Annotated in this window: 8 protein-coding genes; 3 read left to right on the top strand and 5 right to left on the bottom strand. The window is 73.0% G+C overall.

Going from position 1 to position 23,600, the window contains the following annotated elements:
• The first annotated feature begins 112 nt into the window (after nt 1-112).
• On the top strand, nt 113-304 hold the full coding sequence (locus ABZ671_RS26645) for a hypothetical protein (protein WP_357863054.1): 192 nt from the start codon (nt 113-115) through the stop codon (nt 302-304).
• Nucleotides 305-379: 75 nt separating this feature from the next.
• Here the strand turns inward: ABZ671_RS26645 and ABZ671_RS26640 are convergent, their stop codons facing one another.
• A complete protein-coding gene (locus tag ABZ671_RS26640; protein WP_357863051.1) occupies nt 380-3,499 on the bottom strand; it encodes a BTAD domain-containing putative transcriptional regulator in 3,120 nt (1,039 codons plus the stop codon).
• A 448-nt stretch (nt 3,500-3,947) separates the two neighbouring features.
• Entirely contained in the window at nt 3,948-4,721 is a 774-nt protein-coding gene (locus ABZ671_RS26635) for a 4'-phosphopantetheinyl transferase superfamily protein (RefSeq protein WP_357863048.1), read from the bottom strand.
• Between the two features lie 353 nt (nt 4,722-5,074).
• Here ABZ671_RS26635 and ABZ671_RS26630 point away from each other — a divergent pair, with 353 nt between their 5' ends.
• The gene (locus ABZ671_RS26630) at nt 5,075-5,824 is read left to right on the top strand and encodes an alpha/beta fold hydrolase (RefSeq protein ID WP_357863046.1); all 750 of its coding nucleotides are present in this window, start codon (nt 5,075-5,077) and stop codon (nt 5,822-5,824) included.
• A 112-nt stretch (nt 5,825-5,936) separates the two neighbouring features.
• Here ABZ671_RS26630 and ABZ671_RS26625 read toward each other — a convergent pair whose 3' ends face one another.
• The 3 genes from ABZ671_RS26625 to ABZ671_RS26615 all read right to left on the bottom strand — a co-directional run bounded on the left by ABZ671_RS26625 (nt 5,937) and on the right by ABZ671_RS26615 (nt 11,785).
• Nucleotides 5,937-8,705: an AAA family ATPase gene (locus ABZ671_RS26625; protein ID WP_357863044.1), complete on the bottom strand. Its 2,769-nt coding sequence runs from the start codon at nt 8,703-8,705 to the stop codon at nt 5,937-5,939.
• 146 nt (nt 8,706-8,851) lie between these two features.
• Nucleotides 8,852-10,045, bottom strand: a complete 1,194-nt coding sequence (locus ABZ671_RS26620; RefSeq protein WP_357863041.1) for an FAD-dependent monooxygenase — start codon at nt 10,043-10,045, stop codon at nt 8,852-8,854.
• A gap of 132 nt (nt 10,046-10,177) precedes the next feature.
• Nucleotides 10,178-11,785, bottom strand: a complete 1,608-nt coding sequence (locus ABZ671_RS26615; RefSeq protein ID WP_357863039.1) for an MFS transporter — start codon at nt 11,783-11,785, stop codon at nt 10,178-10,180.
• 245 nt (nt 11,786-12,030) lie between these two features.
• Between ABZ671_RS26615 and ABZ671_RS26610 the strand changes: the two genes are divergently transcribed.
• A partial coding sequence (locus tag ABZ671_RS26610; RefSeq protein WP_357863037.1) for an SDR family NAD(P)-dependent oxidoreductase occupies nt 12,031-23,600 on the top strand: 11,570 nt, incomplete at its 3' end.

The following is a 23,600-nucleotide window of genomic DNA, read 5'->3' as shown; positions in this document are numbered from 1 at the left end:
GCGGCAGCGCGGGGATAAGGAGGCGATGGGCGGGGTCCCCTAGCGTTCGTCTCAGCACCGGCGAGGAGCAAACGGCCCGCCGGGATCCGCGAACAAGAAAGCAGGAGGAACCATGAACACGCACACCCGCACCGCGTCCGTTAAGCTCGCTTTCGGCATGATTTTCGCCGCCGCCGCTGCCGCCCTCATCTTCGGCAACGCGACGACCGGCACCGGCACCGGCACCGGCACCGAACGGGTCGCCATCGTGGCCGACGGCACCACCCCGCCCAGCGGCCCGGAAGGCAACTCGCCCTGGTCCTGACACCCGCTCGCATTACCGCCGCGAGTGACCCCCGGGACCGGCCGGCCGGGTCGTCACCGCGCGGGTCAGGATCGGTCACCGCCCGGACTGCGGTGGCTCCGACATCGGACGTACCGGCACGATCACCACGTCGGCCGGGTTGCCGGCAGCGGCGTACGCGTCGCTCAGCAGCTCCAGCACCTTCGTTTCGAACTGCGGCGCGCAGATGGCCCGGAAGAGACCCAGCGACCGGTGCAGGTGGACCACCGCCTGCGGCGGCTCGTCGTTGGCCAGCGCCAGTTCGCCCAGCAGCATCGACACCCTCGCCTCGATCAGCCGTTCCCCCGTCGCGCAGGCGAGACGCATGGCCTCCCACAGTGCCGTACCGCATTCCTGCGGGTTCCCCGCCCGCAACTGCGCGGCGCCAAGACTCTGCAGCGCGTACGCCTCCCCCACCGGGTCGCCCAGGTCGCGGACGACGGCGAGCGCCTGGCGCAGCACGTCGATGGCGGCGGCGAACTCCTCCGCCTGTAGGTGCACCTCGCCGAGCCGGTGCAGCACCTGCGCCTCGATGCGGCGGCTGCCCGCGCGCCGGGCGTGCTCGAGCGCCTCCGGCAGCAGCCGGCGGGCCGCGTCCACGTCGCCCTGCTCCAGTTTGATCAGCGCGAGGTTGTTCAGCACGTACGCGACCGCGACCAGGTCGCCGCTGCTGCGGAAGGTCTCCAGCGTCCGGCTGTAGTTGTCGGTCGCCTCTTGATAACGGCCGCTCATCCGGTCGATGAAAGCCAGATGCCGCCGGGCCAACGCCGAGCCCAGGTCGTCGCCGGCCCGCTCGAACAGCTCGTCGGCGGCGACGAGTTCCCGCAGCGCGTCGGCGTACCGCTGCTCCACGATGTGCAGCGAGCCGAGTGAGTAGAGCATCGCGGCCTGCCCCCGATCGTCGCCGGCCGCGCAGGCGGCCTCCAGCGCTATCTGGTGGGTCTCGCGCCAGTCGCTCAGGTAGATCCGCGACTCGAAAAGCGTGACCGCGGTCACCGCCAGGCTCCAGCAGTGCTCGACGAGCCCGGCCTGCGCCGCCTGGCGGACGGCGGCGACGATGGTCAGCCGTTCCCGCTCGAACCACGGCAGCGGCGGGGTGACCAGCTGGCGGACCTGCCGCTCAGGCAGCGGGTGCAGCGAGGCGCTGATCCGGACCCGCAGGTAGTCGCCGCCGTAGACGCCCCGGTGCGCCTCCCCGGCCAGGAACAGCAGGGCGCTGACCACCCGCCGCAGCGCCTGCTCCCGCTCCTGGACCGGGTCCTCGGCTACCAGACGCTCGCGGGCGAAGACCCGGATCAGGTCGTGGAAGCGGTACTGGGCGTGCACGCCGCGCCCGGAGTCGGTGGTCTCGATGAGTTGCGCGTCGGCCAGGTCGTCGAGCAGGTCCTGCGCCTCGTAGAAGTCCGTGTCCAGCGCCGCCGCCGCGACCCAGGCCGAGAACTGCGCGAAGTCCAGGACGGTGAGCAGGCGAAACAGCCGCCGCGCGTCGTCCTCAAGGTGGTCGTACGTCAGTGAGATGCTGGCCCGGATACCCATGCCGCTGTGCTTGAGCTCGTCCAGTCGGCGTGCCTCGTTGGCCAGCCGATCGACGAGGTGGTCAACGCTCCAGTGCGGGCGGGCGGCCAGCCTCGCCCCGGCGATCCGCAGCGCCAGCGGCAGATGCCCGCAGAGCTCGGCCAGCTCCGCGGTCGAGTCGGGCTCGGTCTTCACCCGTTCCGGCCCGGCAATGCGCGACAACAGCTCCATCGACTGGTCGGCCTGGAACACGTCGATGTCGATGTGCACCGCGCCGGGCAGCCCTGCCAGCCGGCTGCGGCTGGTGATCAGCACGGCGGAGTGCGACGTGCCGGGCACCAGCGGACGGACCTGACTCTCGTCGCCCGCGTTGTCCAGGACGACGAGCACCCGGCGATCGGCCAGCATGGTGCGGTACAGCTCGGCGCGCTCCTCCATCGTCTCGGGCATCTGGGTGCCGGGCACGCCGAGGGCTCGCAGGAAACGCTCGAGCACCCGCATCGGCTCGATCTGCTCCGGGTGCCGGCCGTGCAGGTCCGCGAAGAGTTGACCGTCGGGGTAGCGGGCGGCGAGACGGTGCGCCGCGTGCACGGCGAGGGTGGTCTTGCCGATGCCCGGCTTGCCGGCCATCACCACCACCGGCACGGCGTACTGGGCGGTGTCGCCGGTGGCGAGCGCGAACTGCTGCTGGATCGCCTCGATCTGCTGGCTGCGGCCGGTGAAGTCGGCGATGTCGGTGGGCAGCAGGCAGGGCACCGGCGAGATGCCAGGGCCGGCCGGGGTGGCGGTGACCGGGGGCGCGGTGGGCACCGCCGGAACCGGTACGGCACTCGGCTTCGTCGGCGCGGCCGCAACGTCCGGCTCGATCGGCTTGGTGATCACCGGCGGCACCGCCACGGCGGCCTGCTCCGGGAGGGCGAGCTTGGGGTCGCCGGTGAGGATCGCGTGCTCCAGCTGACGCAGCTCCTCGCCCGGCTCCAGGCCCAGCTCGTCGATGAAGAGCCGACGGCCGGTGCGGTAGGTGTCCAGCGCCTCGGCCTGCCGGCCGGACCGGTAGAGGGCGAGCATCAGCTGCTCGCGCAGCCGGTCCCGCAGCGGGTGCTCCTCGACCAGAGCGCCCAGCTCGTCGAGGACCTTCCGGTGCCGGCCGAGCTTGAGTTCGAGCTCGATGCACTCCTCGGTGGTGGTCAGCCGCCGCTCGGCCAGCCGGTCTGCGGCGCTCTGCACCACCCGGCTCTCGATGCCGTCCAGGGCCGGCCCGCGCCACAGGGCCAGGGCCTGACGGTACTGGCCGACGGACTCGTCCAGCCGGCGGAACTCGCGCAACTGGCGGGCCTGGGTCAGCGCCTCCTCGTACCGGTGGAGGTCGAGGCTGCCCTCCGGGATCTGCAGGGAGTAGCCCTGGGTACGGGTGACGATGGCGTCCGGACAGCCGTGCGCGGTGAACAGTCGGCGCAGCGCCGAGATGCAGATCTGCACCTGCACTCGCGAGGTGGATGGCAGGTCGTCGCCGTACAGAGCCTCCGCCAGCCGGGCCACGCGGATCACCCGGTTGGACTCGAGGGCCAGCATCGAAAGGATGATCTGCTGACGCTGCCCGCCGAGCTCGAGCTGACTCTCGCCGATGAGCACCTCGAGGATTCCCAGGATGAGAATCTGCACGTGCGCCTCCTCTTCGGGGGTCGCGCGTCATGGGTGCTGCAGGCGTGAATCATGCGTGGGTGGAAGCGCGCCCGTGTGCCGGCCGGACCCGTCGCCGAGAAGGCAGCGGAGCAGGCCGGGGTGAACCGCATATGGGTGAGAGGATATGCAACCGGCGGGCCACGGCGCCACCCACTGTGGATAGTGGATGTCCGAGCTGGACCCGACACTATAAAGAAATGCCCGGTTTACCGCTTGCGGTACTAACTGATCCTGGCGCTAAAGATCCAGACGTGTCTGATTCACGATAAGGCGCACCACATTCTTTATCCCGTGACAGCCCCTACGCGCCATCCGATGTCCGCCGGAACACAGCCTGGCCGTTCGGTGGACACCCGCTCGTCCGGCGGGCAATCCATGGCAGCCGCAACGGCGGCCGGTCGCTATTTCGGAAACGTCGCGAAATCCGTCACCGGGCGCCGATATTCTCCCCCACCCGGTTCGCGCGAGCGGACACCGTCACCGGCACGACGATCGCGGTCAGGATCAGCCCCTGCTCGACCAGCCACCGGCCGGTGAACCCAGTGAGCCGCCGACCGCCGACCCGTGGACCGGCCACCAGCAGCCGTGCGTCGAAGACGCCGCTGGACGCGCCGGCCGACCCGGGCCGCAACGTGACGACCGCGTCCTCGAAGTCCAGCCAGCGCCGCGCCAGCGGGAACCACGACTTGTAGACGGCCTCCTTGGCGCAGAACAGCATCCGGTCCCAGCGGATCTCCGGCCGGGCCTCGAGCAGATCGGCCACGTGGATCCGCTCGTCGGGCAGCGCGACCGACTCGAGCACGCCCTTGGTCAGCGGCTCGTTGGGCTCCGCGTCGATACCCACCGTAATGATCTTGGAGTCGGACGCGACCACCACACCCCGGTAACCGGTGCAGTGGGTGATCGTGCCGACCACGCCGGCCGGCCACAGTGGCTCGTTGAGCCGCCCGGCCAGAATCGGCGCCGGCGGCACGCCGAGCCGGACCAGCGCCGCGCGAGCGCAGTGCCGGGCGGTGGTGAACTCCCGGCGTCGCTTCTCGATCGCCTTGGCGACGATCCGCTCCTCCTCGGGCAGCAGCGCCGCGTCCGGCGGATCGTCGAACGTGTCGACCGCCACCACATCGACGGGAAGGATTGCCTCGATCATGATGTCCCCGCAGTGGCTCGGTGGGTCCTCGGTCAGCGGCGCCGATGTCGACATGTCCGGCCATCGTGCCTGCACTCATCGTAGGTTCGCGATGCGGGCCGGCGACATCCTGGCGAGGGCTTTCACGGGCCGGTGCACGCCGGGGTAAGGGAGCCACCCACGCAGCTAAGGGGGCTCCGGGTTGAGTCACGCAGGGTAGTGAAGGAGCACCGCCCACACCACCCCTAGCCACGGGGGTGGCGCAGGGCAGGGGTGCCCGGGAGGGGTGCGTGACCGGCACCACTGGGGTGTACGCGCCATGGATGCCGAGCCTAGCTTCGGTGGTACCGGTTGCCGGCTCGACGACCGGCCACCGCGGACCCGGCGGCGGACGTCAATTCGTACGCAATGGCCCTGGAGGCATCCCGATGACCGTGACCACCCTCGACACCAGCCTGTGGCTGCGCAGCTACCACCCGACCGACGTCGCCCCGATCAGGTTGGTGTGCCTGCCGCACGCCGGCGGATCCGCCGGCTACTACTTTCCCGTCTCCCGGGCGCTGTCGCCGCACGTCGAGGTGCTCGCAGTGCAGTACCCCGGCCGGCAGGACCGCCGGCACGAGCCGGGCATCGGCTCCCTGCAGGAGCTCGCCCGGGACGTGTACGAGCAGCTCCGCTATCCCGACGAGCGCCCGCTGGCGCTGTTCGGGCACAGCATGGGCGCCTCGGTCGCGTACGAGGTGGCCCGCCTGCTGGAGGAGGACGGGATCGTGCCCGCGCATCTGTTCGTCTCCGGGCGCCGGGCACCGTCCCAGCACCGCGACGAGCGGGTCCACCTGCAGAACGACGCCGGGCTGGTGGCCGAGATGCACCGGCTTGACGGCACCGCCGGCGGTCTGCTCGACGACCCCGACGTACTGCGCATGGTGCTGGGGGTGATCCGCAACGACTACCGCGCCGCGGAGACCTACCGCTGGCAGCCGGGACCGAGGCTGCACTGCCCGATCACCGCACTGACCGGCGACAGAGATCCGAAGGTGAACCTGGTCGAGGCGGCGTCCTGGCGCGACCACACCGAGGCCGCCTTCAGACTGTCCGTCTTCGACGGCGGCCACTTCTATCTCAACTCCCACCAGGCCGATGTGCTGGACACGATCCGGACGGCCCTGACCCGGTAACGCACCGACAGCTCCCGCAAGGCGACGTGCCGCGCTCACGAAGCCATCGGCGCGAAACGGCCCGGACTCCACCGAGTCCGGGCCGTCCGCCTGCCCGAGGGGAGGGATTGCCTCAGGCAGTGGGGGTGAGATTGGTGTAGAGGTTGGCCGGCAGGTCGCTGCGGCGGCTGACGCTCAACTTCCGATACGTACGGGTGAGGTGCTGCTCCACCGTGCTCGTCGTGATGTACAGCTTCTCGGCTATCTCCCGGTTCGTGTACCCGACCGCGGCCAGCGCGGCCACCCGGCGCTCGGCGTCGCTGAGCGTCGCCGCGGCGCCACCGGCCACCGGCGCCTGGGCCGGTTCGCCGGAGTCCCAGTCGTCGTTCTGCGACAGCGCCCGCCGCAACGGGGCGGCCTCGCAGCCCTCGGCGAGCGCGCGGGCCCGGTGCCCGATCATCCCGGCCCGGCGGGACTCGCCGAGCGCGTGGTACGCCTGGGCCAGGTCGGCGAGGGCGCGCGCCAACTCGTACAGGTCACCGCTGTTCTGCAGCAGGTCGGCGGCCTGCCGCAGCAGCATCGGCCGGTGCCGGGGCTGCTCGGTCGCGGCCAGCAGCCGGAGGCCGACGCCCTGCGCCCGGGGCATCTGGCCGGTGCACCGGTTGAGCTGTTCCTCGGCCAGCTTGCGGGCCTGCAGCGGGCGGCCCATCCGCAGGTACGCCTCGGCCGCGTCGGACCGCCAGGCGACCAGGCCGGGCGTGTCGACCCCCCAGGCGCTCATCAGGTCCCCGGCCCGCTGGAAGTCGCGCAGGGCCAGGCCGGGGTGTTCGGCGGCGAGGCTGTATCGGCCCCGTGCCTGCAGGTAGTGCAGGCCGTAGCGGGTCTGGAACATCGCCTCGGGCACCGGCTTGTCGAGTTGTTCGCGTACGTCGTCGAAGTCACCCATCGCGACCGACGCGATGATCAGCAGGGACAGCGGGTGGCCGATCGCGACCCCCCAACTGGCCGGGGGCATGATCTCCATGGCGGTGCGCGCGTAGCGCGCCGCGCCCGCGAGGTTGCCCATCCGCACCGCGACCTCGGCGCGGACCACCGCGAGCCGGGCCTGCCGGCTGGGCGCGCGGCGGGTGTACGCCTCCTCCACGAACATGTCGCACCAGCCGGCCGCCTTGTCGGCGTGCCCGGCGTAGGTCAGCGCCAGCAGCGCACTCTCCACGGTGTCCAGGGACATCTCGTCGAGCCGGGACCCGCGCAGGATCCGCTCCAGGGTGTCACTGAGGTCGGGGCCGGGGCTGGAGCTGATCACCGAGGAGAGCGCCCGGGCCGCGGCCAGCCGCCGGCTCGCGGAGACCGTGGCCACCGTCGCGGTGGTCTTGGGCAGGTGCGCGACGAACGGGGCGTACGTGCAGCGCAGCCAGGGGCGGGTGGCGGCCAGCTCGGCGGCGGTGTCCGGGTCGAGCTCGTCGCCGAGCGCGGCCAGGTGGTCGAGCACGTGCTCGGCGTCGCGGAACTGCCCGTGCCACAACAGCGCCTTGGCCAGCACGATCACGTCGCTACCGCGGAGCACGCCTTTCTCCAGCGCCCCGGTCAGCTCCGGGAGGTAACCGGCCGAGGTACGCGGGTTGATCCGCCACTCGGCACGGACCAGGGTGGTCATGATGCGCACCCGGTGCCGGTCGTCGGTGCAGGCCTTCCAGGCCAGCTTGAGATAGCGGATCGCGGCGTCGACCCGGCCTTCGCGCAGCGCCTGCCGGGCGGCGTCCTCCAGCACCGTGACGCCCCAGCTCTCCCGCACGTCGCTGGCGTTGACCAGGTGCTCGGCCACCACCCGGGTGGACGCGCCGCGATCGTAGGTCAGCACCGCCGCCCGCCGGTGCAGCTCGGCGCGCTGCTCCTGGTGCACGTCGGCGAGCACCGCGGCACGCGCCGCAGGATGCCGGAAGGCGCCCATGCTGAGCAGGCCGGCCGCGGTGAGCGCGCGGACGGTCTGGGCCACCTGCTGCGGGTCGAGCCCGATGAGCCGGTCCAGGCTCTCCGGGTCGTCCAGCACCGCGATGCCCCGGGCCACCTCGAGCAGCCGCTCCTCGCCCCGGTGCAGGCAGGACATCACGGCCGACGCGTACCCGTCGCCGGCGACCGCGTCGTCCGGCTCGGCGCCGGTCTCGGCGACCGCCTGCCGGTGGTCCGCGATCAGGCCCTCGACCAGCAGCGGGTTGCCGCCGCTGAGCTGGTGCCAGCGGCCCGCCAGCCGCTCGGCGACCTCGGTGCCGGCCCGCTGCTCGGCGAACTGCCGTACGCCTTCACCGGTGAGCGGCTCCAGGTGGATCCGGTTGCTCTGGCCGGGCCGCAGCAGGTCGGTCTGCCAGGCCGGTTCGGTGACGGCGCCGAAGGTGGTCCGGCTGAACACCACCAGGAGCTTGGCCAACCGGGCCCGGCGGGCCAGGTAGGCGAGGCAGACCAGCGACGCGCGGTCGGCGTGCTGGACGTCGTCGACGAGCAGCGCGAGCGGGTACCGCTCGGCCAGCTCCAGGAGAAGGGTGCACAGGCCGTGGATGACCTGCGCGTCCAGGTTGTCGCCGTCGCTGTCGCCGGCAGCCAGCCCGGCCTTGGTGCCCTCGAACAGCAGGCTCATGGCGCGGTCCCGGTCATCGGCGGACAGCGGCGCGTCGTGGAACAGTTGGCCCAGCAGCGCGAGCGGCATGTCCCGCTCCACCGCCGAACCGGTCGCCGTGACCGCCAGCGCCCCGCGCTCCATCGCCCGGTCGGCGAGGACGTTCAGCAGTTCGCTCTTGCCGGTCGCCACGGTGCCGCTGACCAGGGCCACCCGACCGCGCCCGGCGACCGCGTCGGCCAGGAGCTGGTCGAGGCAGGCCAGTGCCTCGTCGCGCTCGATCAGTCCCATTCCTGGACCTCCTGTGGGATCCCCGTTCCCGGCGCTCGATGCCCTACCTGCCGGGAGGCGACCGGACAGCCCGGTGCCTGAGACCACTGTCGGGCCGACCGTTATCGGGCCGCCTTCGCGCCCTTATTGGCGGCCCGAAGCGCAGGTCAGGGCCGCTGCGAGCGGGTGTCGTAGGCGGGGATCTCGATGGCGTTGGCCGCCTTGTGCAGCGGCGCCATCATCGCGGCCATCATCCGGTCGCGGCCGGGCAGCCGGGACATCACCCCGAGCATCATCATCGACATCCGCACCTGGCCGGCGCTGCCCAGAACCATCCGCTTGATGTTGGCGGGTCCGAGCTTCTGGTTGCGCTCGACGAAGGGGCGCATTCGCCTCTCGTACGCCGGGAGGCCGGCCGTCTGGTCGCCCCCGGCCGCGGCCAACTCGCCGGCCAGCACGTACGCCCCGACCAGCGCCAGGCTGGTGCCCTGGCCGGAAGCCGGGGACGCGCAGTGGGCGGCGTCGCCGACCAGCGCCACCGGGCCGGCCGACCAGCGGTCCACGTGCACCTGGCTGAGCCGGTCGTAGTACAGGTCGGGCGCGTCCGCCACCGCCTCGAGCAGCCGGGGCACCTCCCAGCCCTGCCCCGCGTACGCCTCCTGGAGCGCGCGGCGCGGGTCGCTCTCGTCGATCCCGGTCGGCTCGGTGAACAGGAACATGGCCTTGGCGGTGACCTCCCGGGCGGTGCTGTAGACCAGCGTGGTGCGGCCGGGGCTGACGTAGGTCAGCTCCTCGCGATCGAGGCCCAGGTGGTTGGGGACGGTGCAGATGGCGACCCGATAGCCCATGTCGCGGACGAAGCCGGCCTCCGGGCCGAAGGCCAGGGCCCGGGTGCGCGAATGCACGCCGTCGGCACCGATGATCAGGTCGAACGTCTCGGTGCGGCCGCTGTCGAAGGTGACCGATCCGCCGTCCAGGGCGGCGATCGAGTCGCCGAAGCGGTAGTCCACCTCGTTCTTGGTCGCGTCGTGGAGCAGCCGGGTGAGGTCGCCGCGCAGGATCTCCGCGTCGTGCTCCTCCCGGCCGCCGAAGACGTCACCGTTCATGCTGGCCACCCGCTTGCCAGTGCGGTCGACCACCGAGCCGGCGCGTACGTCGGTGCGCAGCTCACGAATCTGCTCCAGCAGCCCGGCCCGGCGCACCACCTCAAGGGCCGCACCGCGGATGTCCACCTTGTAGCCGCCGTCGCGCAGGGCGGGCGCCCGCTCGACGACCGTGGGCGTGAAGCCGTGGCGACGCAGCCAGTACGCCAGCGTGACACCGGCGACGCCGGCTCCGGAAATCAGGATCGTCTTCGTCATGCGTCGATGATACGCATGTGTTAGACGCCTGTGCAAGACATTCGTTCCGGCACTCTGGACGAAGCTGCCACCCCGACAACGACGAACGGCCCGGGATCGATCCGGGCCATCCGTGGTCTCGTGGTGGAACGGTCACTTACCCGCGACGGCGTAGTCCTCCTTCCGGGCGGCCGGCTCGGCGACCACCGACCCCGACTCGGACGAATCCGACTCGGAGGATCCCGGCTCGGCGGGCGGCTTCGGCGCGTCCTTCACGTGCCGCAGGGCGACCACCGCGAGAACGGCGCCCACCACCATCAGCAGCGCGGCAGCCAGCGCGGCCACGTGCATCTCCTGGACGAAGGCCAGACGCGCCTTGGCGACCAGCTCCCCGGCCGCCTGCGCGGGCAGCTTCTGGGCCGCCGCGACGGCACCGCCGAGCGTCTCGCGGGCCGCCTCCGGCAGCACCCGCGCCATCTGGTGGCCGTAGACCGCGCTGCCGATGCTGCCCAGCACCGCGACGCCGACCGCCCCGCCGAACTCCTGGCCGGTCTGCAGCACGGCCGAGGCCGCGCCGGCCTTCTCCGGCGGAGCGGTGGCCACCACCATCTCGGTGATCATGGTCATCACCACCGCGAGCCCGGCGGAGAGCGCGACCAGACCGGTCAGCAGGACGGCGAGGCCGTCCTCGACCGGGGTGAAGGTCACCGTGAAGAAGCCGCCCGCGGCCAGGATGAAACCGCCGGCCACGACGTACGCGGGCCGGACGAACCGGACGATCGCCGTCGCGATCGGCACGGCGACACCGACGGCGACCGTGCCCGGGATGGTCCAGAGCGCGGCCCGGAACGGGCTCAGACCCAGCACCGTCTGCAGGTACTGCGTGCTGAACAGGGAGAACCCGACCATGCCGAAGAGCGCCACCAGGTTGATCGCGATCGAGGCGCCGTACGCCCGCTGACGGAACAGCTTCAGGTCGATCATCGGGTCGGCGGCGACCTGCTGGCGCCGGATGAACACCACCGCCAGCAGCAGCCCGATCACGGCCGCGGCGACCGGCACCGGGGCGAGGCCGTTGATGGCGATCCGCTTCAGGCCGTAGATCACCGGCAGCACCGCGCCGAGCGAGAGCGCCGCGCTGATCAGGTCGAAGCGGGGTGCGTTCGGCACCTTGAACTCGGGCAGCAGCACCGGGCCGAGCACGATCAGCAGCACCATCACCGGGACGTTGATGATGAAGACGGAGCCCCACCAGAAGCTGTCCAGCAGCAGCCCGCTGATGATCGGGCCGAGGGCGGCGCCCGCCGCCATCCCGCCGGACCAGGCCGCCACCGCGGTGCGGCGTTGCGTCTGGTCGTGGAAGAGGTTGCGGATGAGCGCCAGGGTCGAGGGCATCAGGGTGGCGCCGGCGACGCCCATCGCGGCGCGCGCGGCGATGAACTCGCCGGCCGAGGATGCGTACGCGGCGATCAGCGAACCGACGCCGAACGCCAGCGCACCGGCCAGCAGCAGCCGGCGACGGCCGATCTTGTCACCCAGAGTGCCCATGGTCAGTAGGAGACCGGCCAGTACAAACGCGTAGATGTCGACCATCCACAGTTGCTGAGCGCCGGTCGGCCCCAGTTCCGCGCTCATGGCCGGCAGTGCGTAGTAGAGCACCGTCAGATCCATCGAGACCAGCAGAACCGGAAGCAGCAGTACGCCGAGGGCAAACCATTCCTTGCGGCCTGCCTTCGCCTGAAGTGCTTCAGTTTCCGTCATGGCACGACGATAGGAAGACCGGCATGGATGCGTCCAGCGCAATAACCGCAGGCAGGGGTACGAGTCATTCCGCTAGGGGTATCGGAGGCCGAATAGGGGTTGCCCGGGTCGCGTCAATGGGCGACCCAGCCAGATAGGGGTATGTCCCGTACGTCGGCGGCAATACCGTCAGCTCCGGGCCGGTGCGGCCGTTTCCCTTTTTCTTTAGCGACGATTTCGCCGACCGAAGTTGTGGGGTGTCCCGAATGGACGAATCCGGAACCTTCGCCGTTGACGCCGAGCCCGGTGCGCTCGCCGGCCGGCTCTCACCGCTGTCCGAACCCGAGCGCCGCCGCCTGGTCGGCGACCTGGTCCGTGAGTCGGCCGCCGCGGTGATCCGGCACCTGATGCCGGACGAGTCCCCGGCGGTCGAACCGGGGCGGCCGTTCCGGGACATGGGCATCGACTCGATGGGCCTGGTCGCCCTCCAGTCCCGGCTGAGCCGGGCCACCGGCCTGGCGCTACCGCCCACGGTCGGCTTCGACTTCCCCACGCCGGAACTGCTGGCCGGTCACCTGCTCGCGCTGGCGACCGGCACGAACGACGACGCCGACGAGCGACCGGCCGGCGGCACGGCCCTGGACGAGCCGATCGCGATCGTCGGAATCGGCTGCCGCTACCCGGGTGGCGTGCACTCCCCCGAGCAGCTCGGTGACCTCCTCGCCGACGGCCGGCACGTGCTCGGCGACTTCCCCACCGACCGCGGGTGGGACCTGGACCGGCTCTACGACCCCGACCCGGACAAGCCCGGCTCGATGTACGTGCGGAACGGCGGTTTCCTGCCGGACGCCGCCGACTTCGACGCCGGCTTCTTCGGCATCAGCCCTCGCGAGGCCCAGGCCATGGACCCGCAGCAGCGGCTGGTGCTGGAGACGGTGTGGGAGGCCGTCGAGCGGGCCGGCATCGAGGCGGACACCCTGCGCGGCAGCCGCAGCGGCGTGTTCATCGGCGCCGAGGCGCAGGAGTACGGCATGCGCCTGCACGAGGCTCCCGACGGCCTGGACGGCTACCTGATGACCGGCAACGCCCCGAGCGTCGTCTCCGGCCGGGTGGCGTACACCATGGGCCTGCGGGGACCCGCGCTGACCATCGACACCGCCTGCTCGAGCTCGCTGGTGGCGCTGCACCTGGCCGTACAGTCGCTGCGCCGTGGGGAGAGCGACCTGGCGATCGCCGGCGGCGCCGCGGTGATGGCCGGCCCCGGCACCTTCACCTCGTTCAGCCGGCAGCGCGGTCTGGCCCCGGACGGGCTCTGCAAGCCGTTCGCGGCGGCGGCCGACGGCACCGGCTTCGCCGAGGGCGTCGGCGTGCTGGTGCTGGAGCGGCTCTCCGACGCTCGGCGCAACGGGCACCCGGTGCTCGCCGTGGTCCGGGGCAGCGCGGTCAACCAGGACGGCGCCAGCAACGGCCTGACCGCCCCGAACGGTCCGGCGCAGCGGCAGGTGATCCGGCAGGCGCTGGCCGACGCCGGGCTGACCGCCGGGGACGTCGACGTGGTGGAGGCGCACGGCACCGGCACCACGCTCGGCGACCCGATCGAGGCGCAGGCGGTGATCGCCACCTACGGCGCCGGGCACTCCCCCGAGCAGCCGCTGCTGCTCGGCTCGATCAAGTCGAACATCGGACACACCCAGGCCGCCGCCGGCGCCGCCGGCATCATCAAGATGATCGAGGCGATGCGCCGTGAGGTGCTGCCGCCGACCCTGCACGTCGACCGGCCCACCCCGCACGTCGACTGGTCGACCGGCACGGTACGGCTGGCCACCGACGCGGCCCCGTGGCCCGCCGGGGAGCGCCCCCGCCGCGCGGCCGTCTCGTCGTTCGGGGTCAGCGGCACCAACGCACACGTGATCATCGAGGAGCCGCCGACCGCCGAGGCCCCGAAGCCGGCCCCCGCCGAGTACCGGCCGGCCGGCACGCCGGTCCCGCTGGTCGTCACCGCGCGCGACGACACCGCGCTGCGCGCCCAGGCCGAACGCCTGCTCCCGCTCCTCGACGAGCCGGTCTCACTCGACGACCTCGGCTTCTCCCTCGGCACCACCCGTACCAAACTCGACGCCCGCGCGGTCGTCCTGGCCACCGACCCGGAACGGGCCCGGCTGGGCCTGCGGGCCCTCGCCGACGGCGCGGACCTGCCCACCGTGCTGCGCGGGTCGCTGCCCGCCGGTCGCCTCGCCGTCCTGTTCACCGGCCAGGGCTCCCAGCGCCTGGGCATGGGCCGCGAACTGGCCGAGACGTACCCGGCCTTCCGCGACGCCCTCGCCGACGCCATCGCCGCGCTCGACGTGCACCTGGACATCTCCCTCTGGGACGTGCTGTTCGCGGCCGAGGGCACCGCCGAGGCCGCGCTGCTGGACCGCACCGAGTACACCCAGGCCGCCCTGTTCGCCGTGGAGACGGCCCTGTACCGGCTGGTCACCGCCTGGGGCGTACGCCCGGACTACCTGGCCGGCCACTCGGTGGGCGAACTCGTCGCCGCGCACGTCGCCGGGGTGCTCGACCTGAACGACGCGGCCATGCTGGTCGCCGCGCGCGGCCGACTGATGGGCGCGCTGCCCACCGGCGGCGTGATGATCGCGGTCGCCGCGTCCGAGGAGGAGGTGTCCCCGCTGCTCACGCCGGGGGTCGACCTCGCCGCGGTGAACGGGCCCCGCTCGGTGGTGCTCTCCGGCGACGACACCGCGGTGCAGGCGGTCGTCGCGCGGCTGAACGCCAAGACGACCCGGCTGAACACCTCGCACGCGTTCCACTCGCATCTGATGGAGCCGATGCTCGCCGAGTTCGCGGAGATCGCCGAGGTGCTCGACTACCGGGCGCCCCAGGTTGCGGTGATCTCCAACGTGACCGGGCGACCGGCGACCGCGCAACAGCTCCAGGATCCGGCGTACTGGGTCGAGCACGTGCGCGCCTGCGTACGCTTCGCGGACGGGATCGCCACGCTCGCGGCCGAAGGCGTCACCACGTTCCTGGAGCTGGGACCGGACGCGGTGCTCAGCGCGATGGGCGCCCGCTGCGTGGACGGCGACGTGCACTTCGTACCCGCGCTGCGCCGGGGGCGGCCGGAGGCCGCCGAGGTGGTGACGGCGATCGGGGCGGTGCACGCGCACGGCACGCCGATCGACTGGGCGGCGTTCTTCGCGGGGCACGGCGCCCGGCGGATCGCCCTGCCGACGTACGCCTTCCAGCGCCGCTCGTACTGGTTGCACGCGCCGGCCGGCACGGACACCGCCGGGCTGGGCCAGGCGGACGCGGACCACCCGCTGCTCGGCGCGGTCGTGCACCTGGCCGGCGGCGGTGTGGTGCTGACCGGCCGGATCTCCACCCGCACCCACCCGTGGCTCGCCGACCACGTGGTCGCCGGAGCCACCCTGGTGCCCGGCACCGCCCTCGTCGAGCTGGCCGTGCGGGCCGGGGACGAGGCCGGCTACGCCCGGCTGGAGGAGCTGACCCTGCAGCAGCCGCTCGTGCTGCCGGACTCCGGCGCGGCGGTGGATGTGCAGGTCGTCGTCGGGGAAGAGGGCGCCGGCGGGGTCCGTACGGTGGAAATCCACGCCCGACCCGCGGCTCTCGCCACCGAGCAGTGGATTCTGCACGCGGCCGGCACGCTGGCGCCCGAAGGCGCCGAACCGCGCGCGGAGACCGACGCCTGGCCGCCGGCCGGCGCCGAGCCGGTCGACGTCAGCAACCTGTACGACGAGCTCAGCGCCGCCGGGTACGGCTACGGCGTCACCTTCCAGGGCCTGCGTGCCGTGTGGCGGCGCGGCCGCGAGGTCTTCGCCGAGGTCGCGCTGCCCGAGGCGGCCACCGGCGCGGACGCGTTCGGGCTGCACCCGGCACTGCTGGACGCGGTGCTGCACGCCACCGACTTCGCCACCGGTGCCTCGCTGAGCGGCGCGACCCGGCTGCCGTTCGCCTGGACCGACGTCACCCTGCACCGGTCCGGAGCCACCGCGGTACGCGCCCGGATCACCGCCACCGGCGACGACCTGGTCACCATCGGCCTGAGCGACCCGGCCGGTGCCCCGGTGGCCACCATCGGCTCGTTCGTCGCCCGGACCGTGGGCGCCGACCGGCTCGCCTCCACCGCCTCCGGCACCCTGTACGAGGTGACCTGGCGGCCGGTCCCGGTGCCGGCCGACACCCCGGGCGGCCGGACCTACCAGGGCTTCGACACGCTGCGGGCGGCGCTCGGGTCGGGCGAGCGGTTCCCGGGCTGGGTGGCCGTCTCCCCCGCGCCCGCGACCGGAAATGTCCCGGCTGACCTGCACGAACGCACCGGCGCGCTGCTCGACCTGTGCACCGCCTGGCTCCGCGAGGACGCCGTGGCCGGCACCCGCCTCGTCGTGGTGACCGGCGGCGCCTGGGCGGTCCGGGCCGGCGAGACGCCCGACGTCACGGCCGCCGCGCTGGCCGGTCTGATCCGCTCCGCGCAGGCCGAGAACCCCGGCCGGTTCCAGCTCGTCGACCTGCCCGGCGGCGACCCGGCGCTGCTCGCCGCCGCGGTCGCCACCGGAGAGCCGGAGCTGGCTGTCCGCGACGGTCAGGTGCTCGCCGCCCGACTCGCCCCGGTCACCCCCGGCGAGCCGACGGAGCGGCCCTGGGACGCGGACGACACCGTGCTGATCACCGGCGGGACCGGTGGGCTCGGCGCGCTGCTCGCCGAGCATCTGGCCGGGCGTCATGGCGTACGGGAACTGGTGTTGACCTCGCGGCGCGGCCTCGCCGCGCCCGGCGCGGAAGCCCTGCGGGACCGCCTCGCCGAGCTCGGCGCGACCGCGCGGATCGTCGCCTGCGACGTCGCCGACCGGAACGCGGTCGAGCGGCTGATCGGCGAGATCGGCGACCGGCTGACCGGCATCGTGCACACCGCCGGCGTGGTCGCCGACGGGATGATCGGAACGCTCACCCGGGACGCGCTGGACACCGTGCTGGCCGCCAAGGCGGACGGCGCCTGGCACCTGCACGAGCTGACCGTTGGCCTGCCACTGCGCGCGTTCGTGCTGTTCTCCTCGGCGGCCGGCACCCTCGACGGCGCGGGCCAGGGCAACTACGCCGCGGCCAACGCCGCCCTCGACGCCCTCGCCGCCCACCGGCAGGCGACCGGTCTCCCGGCCACCGCACTGGCCTGGGGGCTGTGGACCGGGGACGCCGGGATGGGCAGCCGGCTCACCACTGCCGACCTGCAGCGGGTGGAGCGCTCCGGGCTGGCGCCGCTCACCCCCGAGGAGAACCTCGCACTGCTGGACGCGGCGCTGGCCGGGGCGTACCCGGCGGTGCTGCCACTGCGTTTGGACCCGCAGGCGCTACGCGCGCGCGGCGATCAGCTTCCGGCGATGCTGCGGAGCTTGATTCGTACGCCGGCCCGCCGGGCGTCGGCGGCCGGTGCCGTCGCCGCGCCAGCGCAGGGCGAGCTGGCCCACCGGCTGTCCCAGCTCCCGCCGGCCGACCGCCCGGCCGTGCTGCTCGATCTAGTCCGCACGCACGTCGCCGCGGTGCTCGGCTTCGACGACCCGGCTGCGGTCGACCCGCGCCGGGCGTTCCAGCAGATCGGTTTCGACTCGCTGGCCTCGGTGGAGCTGCGCAACCGGCTCACCGCGGCGACCGGCCTGCGGCTGCCCGCGACGCTGACGTTCGACTACCCGACGGCGCGGGCGCTCGCCGAGCACCTGGGCGAACTGGCCCTCCCGGAAGCGGCCCCGGCCACCGTGGCCGCAGCCGCCGCCCCCGCCGCCTCCGACGAGCCGATCGCCATCGTCGGGATGGCCTGCCGTTATCCCGGCGGGGTCACGACGCCCGAGGAGCTGTGGCGCCTGGTTGCCGACGGCACGGACGGGGTCACGCTCTTCCCCGACAACCGTGGCTGGGACACCGAGGGGATCTACGACCCCGAGCCGGGAAGACCCGGGAAGACGTACGCCAACGAGGGCGGGTTCCTGCACGACGCCGCCGAGTTCGACCCCGCCTTCTTCGGCATCTCGCCGCGCGAGGCCCAGGCCATGGACCCGCAGCAGCGCCTGCTGCTCGAGGTCGCCTGGGAGGCCGTGGAACGCGCCGGGATCGACCCGCAGTCACTGCGCGGCAGCCGGACCGGGGTGTTCGCCGGCGTCATGTACCACGACTGGGCGACCCGGCTCGGCGACGTTCCCGAGGAGCTGGCCGGCTACCTCGGCAACGGCAGCCTGGCCAGCGTGGTGTCCGGCCGGGTGGCGTACGTCCTCGGCCTGGAGGGCCCTGCCGTCACGGTCGACACGGCCTGCTCGTCGTCGCTGGTCGCGCTGCACTGGGCGATCCAAGCGGTCCGGCAGGGCGACTGTTCGCTCGCGTTGGCCGGTGGCGTCACCGTGATGGCCACCCCGGACACCTTCACCGATTTCAGCCGCCAGCGCGGTCTGGCCGCCGACGGGCGTTGCAAGTCCTTCGCCGACGCGGCCGACGGCACCGGCTGGGGCGAGGGCGCCGGCATGCTGCTGGTCGAGCGGCTCTCCGACGCGGTCGCCCAGGGGCACCCGGTGCTGGCCGTGGTCCGTGGCTCGGCCGTCAACCAGGACGGGGCCAGCAACGGGCTGACCGCCCCGAACGGGCCCGCGCAGCAGCGGGTTATCCGGGCCGCGCTGGCCGGCGCCCGGCTGACCGCCGCCGAGGTGGACGCGGTCGAGGCGCACGGCACCGGGACCACGCTAGGTGACCCGATCGAGGCGCAGGCGCTGATCGCGACGTACGGGCAGGACCGCCCCGACGACCAGCCGCTGTGGCTCGGCTCGATCAAGTCGAACATCGGGCACACCCAGGCCGCCGCAGGCGTCGCCGGCATCATCAAGATGGTCGAGGCGATGCGGCACGGGGTTCTTCCGCGCACGCTGCACGTGGACCAACCGTCGACCAAGGTGGACTGGACCGACGGCGACGTCCGGCTGCTCACCGAGGCGATCGAGTGGCCGGCGGTGGACCGGCCGCGCCGGGCGGCGGTGTCGTCGTTCGGCATCAGCGGCACCAACGCGCACGTCATCATCGAGCAGGCACCCGAGGTGGCAGCCGGGGAACCGGCTCCGGTGACCGGCGCGCTGCCGTGGCTGGTCGCCGGGCACACCGCGCAGGCACTGCGCGGGCAGGCCGCGCGGCTGGCCGAGCATTTGGCCGCGACCGCCGAACCCGACCTGACCGGTATCGGGCGGACCCTGGCGACCGGGCGGGCGGCGCTGGAGCACCGGGCCGTGATCGTGGCGTCGACCGAGGCCGAGTTCGCGGCCGGTCTGGCGGCGATCGCCGACGGCACCGGGACGATCGTCGGTGAAGTGACCGTTGGCAAGCTGGCGTTCCTGTTCACTGGTCAGGGTTCGCAGCGGCTGGGTATGGGTCGTGACCTGCACAAGCGTTTCTCGGTGTTCGCGGAGGCGTTCGACGCGGCAGCCGCCGCGACTGGTCTGCCGGTGTCGGATGTCGCCTGGGGTGACGACGGTGACCTGCTCGCCCGGACGGTGAACACGCAGGCGGTGGTGTTCGCGTTCGAGGTGGCGTTGTTCCGGCTTCTCGAATCCTTCGGTGTACGCCCGGACTACCTGGCCGGGCATTCGATCGGTGAGATCGCGGCAGCCCACGCCGCCGGGGTGCTGTCGCTGGCGGACGCGGGCCGTCTGGTGAGGGCTCGTGGCCGGTTGATGCAGGCGTTGCCGTCCGGTGGCGTCATGGTCGCGGTCGCCGCGCCCGAGTCTGCCGTGCTGCCGCTGCTGGTCGACGGGGCGGACATCGCCGCCGTCAACGGGCCGACCTCCGTCGTCCTGTCCGGCGTCGAGGAGGCGGTGCAGGCGGTGGTGAACGCGCTGGGGGTGAAGGCCACCCGCCTGAACACCTCCCACGCGTTCCACTCACACCTGATGGAACCGATGCTGGACGAGTTCACCCAGATCGTGTCCACCCTGTCGTTCCACCCGCCGCAGATCCCCGTGGTCACGACCGGTGAGGTGACCGACCCGGCCTACTGGGTCGCGCACGTACGCGACACGGTCCGCTTCGCCGACGTGATCGGTGACCTGGCCGGTCGGGGTGTGACCACGTTCCTGGAAGTCGGACCGGACGCCACCCTGACCGGGCTGGGCCGGCAGATCACCGACGACGCGGTCTTCATCAACCTGCAACACCGCACCCGCCCGGAAGAGACCGAACTGCTCACCGGCCTGGCCACCGCCTGGACCCGCGGCACCACCATCGACTGGACCCCACTACTGGCCGGCGGACAGCGGGTGAACCTACCCACCTACGCCTTCCAGCGCGAGACCTACTGGCTGGATGCGATCGAGTCGACCACCGGCGGAATCCGTCAGGCCGGTCTGGGCACCACCGACCACCCCCTGCTCAGCGCGGTCGTCGTGGCCGCCGACGGGGGCGGGGTCACGCTCACCGGGCGGCTGGCGCTCGGCACCCAGCGGTGGACGGGCGATCACGTCGTACTCGGGTCGGTCCTGCTGCCCGGCACCGGCTTCGTGGAACTCGCCCTTCGCGCCGCCGACGAGGTCGGCTGCGGACTGCTGGAGGAGCTCACCCTGGAGGAGCCGCTGGTGCTCCCGGCCCGTGGCGGGGTGGCGGTGCAGGTGACCGCCGGCACCGCCGACGCGTCCGGGCGACGGCCCTTCGCCGCCTACACCCGCCCGGACGACGCCGCCGACACCCCGTGGACCCGGCACGCCGTCGGCTTCCTGGCCCCCGGCGAGCCGGTCACCACTGACTCGCTGGCCGCGTGGCCGCCCCCGGGCGCGACCGCGCTGCCCGTCGACGGCGCGTACCAGCGGCTCGCCGAGCGCGGCTACGGATACGGCCCGGTCTTCCAGGGGCTGCGCGCCGCCTGGCGACGGGACGACGAACTGTACGCCGAGGTCGAGCTGCCGTCCGAGGCCCACGCCGACGCGGCCCGATTCGGCATCCACCCGGCCCTGCTGGACACCGCCATGCACGCCGACCTGCTGCTGGAGGACGCCGACGACAGCAAGGACACCCTGCTGCCGTTCGCCTGGACCGGGGTCACCCTGCACGCCGCCGGGGCCACCGCGCTGCGCGTCCGGGTCCGCCGGATCCGAGGCGCCGAAGTGTCCTCGATGCTGGTCGCCGACGCGGCCGGCGAGCCGGTGCTGAGCGTGGAGCGACTGGTGTCCCGTCCGGTGCACGCCGACCGGCTGGCCGCGCCGGCCAGCACCGACGCCCTGTTCGGCGTCGAGTGGCGGCCGGCGCCGGAGAGCACCGGAACCGAGCTCCCGGAGGTCGTGGTGCTCCGCTCGCCGGACGGCGCCGACCTGCCGGGCCGTACCCGGGCAGCGGTCACCGAGGCCCTGGCCGTGCTCCAGGATCGGCTCGCCGGCGACCGGACCGCGCCGCTGGTCGTGGTGACCCGGGCCGCGGTCGCCGTCGGCGACGAGGACCCGGACGTGGTCAGCGCCCCGGTGTGGGGGCTGGTCCGGGCCGCGCAGGCGGAAAACCCGGGCCGGTTCGTGCTGCTCGACAGCGACACCGAGGTGCCGGACGAGCTGCTGGCCCGAGCGTTCGCCACCGGCGAGCCCGAGCTGGCCGTCCGCGAGGGCCGGCTGCTCGTGCCCCGACTGGCCGCCGCCCCGGCGACAACGCCGATCACCTGGACGGCCGACGACACCGTACTGATCACCGGTGGCACCGGCGGCATCGGCGCCCTGCTCGCCGAACACCTGGTCCGGCACGGCGTCGGCGGCCTGGTCCTCACCAGCCGCCGGGGCCCGGCCGCACCGGGCGCGACCGCCCTGGTGGACCGGCTCACCGCGCTCGGCGCCACGGTGCACGTCGAAGCCTGCGACGCCACCGACCGGGTCGCTCTGGCGGCCTGCCTGGAAACGTACGGCGACGCGCTGACCGCCGTGGTGCACGCCGCCGGGGTGTCCGACAACGCACTCACCGCCGACCTGACCCCGGAGCGGGTGGCGGCGGTGCTGGCGCCGAAGGTCGACGCCGGCTGGCACCTGCACGAGCTGACCGCCCGACTGCCGCTGAAGGCGTTCGTGCTGTTCTCCTCGGCGGGCGGCCTGGTCCTCGCCGCCGGCCAGGGCAACTACGCCGCGGCAAACGTCTTCCTGGACGCGCTGGCCCAACACCGCCGGGCCCGGCACCTGCCGGCGACGGCGATCGCGTACGGGCTGTGGGCTGCGGAAACCGGGCTGGGCGGGGCGATCACCGCCGCCGACCTGGACCGGATGCGCCGGCTGGGCACCCCGGCGATCGAGACCACGGATGCGCTCGCGCTCTTCGACCAGGCGCTGGGCAGCGCCCTGCCGCTCGCGGTGGCACTGCCGGTCGACCGGTCGGCGCTCGCCGCCCGCGGCACCGAGCTGCCGGCGCTGCTGCGCGGGCTGGTGCGTACGCCGGCCCGCCGGGTCGCCGCCGGGTCCACCGGAGCCGTCGGCAACCCGCTGGAGCAGCGGCTCGCCGGGCTGGACGAGGCGGCCCGCGAACGTCTGGTGCTGGAGCTGGTACGCGGGCACGTCGCCACGGTCCTCGGGCACGCCTCGGCGGACGCGGTCGCGGCCGATCGGGCGTTCAAGGAGTTGGGTTTCGACTCCCTCGCCGCGGTGGAGCTGCGCAACGCGTTGAACGCGGCGACCGGGCTGCGGCTGCCGGCCACGTTGGTCTTCGACCACCCGACGTCGCGGGCCGTCGCCAACGTCGTACTGGAAGCCTTCGGTGGGGTGAAGGCGCCGGCAGCGCGGGCGGCCACGCCCACCGCGACGGTCACCGGCGACCCGATCGCCATCGTCGGGATGACGTGCCGTTATCCGGGTGGGGTCCGCTCGCCGGAGGACCTGTGGCGGCTGGTCGCCGACGGCGTCGACGCGGTCGGCGCGTTCCCCGCCGACCGGGGCTGGGACGTCGGCAAGGTGTACGACCCGGAACCGGGTCTGCCCGGCAAGACGTACTCCCGGGACGGCGCGTTCCTCTACGACGCCGCCGACTTCGACCCGGCGTTCTTTGGCATCTCCCCGCGCGAGGCGCAGGCGATGGACCCGCAGCAGCGGCTCACGCTGGAGACGGCGTGGGAGACGTTCGAGCGGGCCGGCATCGACCCGACCGCCATGCACGGCACGCAGACCGGCGTCTACCTCGGGGTCATGTACCACGACTACGGCAGCTGGTTGCAGGAGGTGCCGGACGACATGGCCGGCTACGTCGGCAACGGCAACGCCGGCAGCATCCTCTCCGGCCGGGTGGCGTACGCCCTGGGCCTGGAGGGCCCGGCCGTCAGCGTGGACACCGCCTGCTCGTCGTCGCTGGTCGCGCTGCACATGGCCACCCAGGCGCTGGCCTCCGGCGAGGTGACCATGGCGCTGGCCGGCGGGGTGACGGTGATGTCCACGCCGGAGATCTTCATCGAGTTCAGTCAGCAACGCGGGTTGGCGCCGGATGGCCGGTGCAAGTCGTTCGCGGGTGCGGCCGATGGCACCGGCTGGGGCGAGGGCGTCGGCCTGCTGCTCCTGGAGCGGCTCTCCGACGCGCGGCGTAACGGGCACGAGGTGCTCGCGGTGATCCGTGGATCGGCGATCAACCAGGACGGGGCCAGCAACGGGCTGACCGCCCCGAACGGGCCGTCGCAGCAGCGCGTCATCCGGACCAGCCTGGAGCGGGCCGGACTGACCACCGCCGACGTGGACCTGGTGGAGGCGCACGGCACCGGCACCACGTTGGGGGATCCGATTGAGGCGCAGGCGTTGTTGGCGACGTATGGGCAGGGTCGTCCGGTGGGTCGTCCGTTGTTGTTGGGTTCGATCAA

This window comes from Micromonospora sp. NPDC006766 (assembly GCF_040636055.1).
GTDB lineage: Bacteria > Actinomycetota > Actinomycetes > Mycobacteriales > Micromonosporaceae > Micromonospora.
This window is presented reverse-complemented; position numbering and strand designations above follow the sequence as displayed.

Bases quoted from the DNA above. Each gene is read 5' to 3' on its own strand.
- ABZ671_RS26625 (WP_357863044.1), bottom strand. From the start codon at position 8,705: ATGGGACTGATCGAGCGCGACGAGGCACTGGCCTGCCTCGACCAGCTC.
- ABZ671_RS26635 (WP_357863048.1), bottom strand. From the start codon at position 4,721: ATGTCGACATCGGCGCCGCTGACCGAGGACCCACCGAGCCACTGCGGG.
- ABZ671_RS26615 (WP_357863039.1), bottom strand. From the start codon at position 11,785: ATGACGGAAACTGAAGCACTTCAGGCGAAGGCAGGCCGCAAGGAATGG.
- ABZ671_RS26620 (WP_357863041.1), bottom strand. From the start codon at position 10,045: ATGACGAAGACGATCCTGATTTCCGGAGCCGGCGTCGCCGGTGTCACG.
- ABZ671_RS26630 (WP_357863046.1), top strand. From the start codon at position 5,075: ATGACCGTGACCACCCTCGACACCAGCCTGTGGCTGCGCAGCTACCAC.
- ABZ671_RS26645 (WP_357863054.1), top strand. From the start codon at position 113: ATGAACACGCACACCCGCACCGCGTCCGTTAAGCTCGCTTTCGGCATG.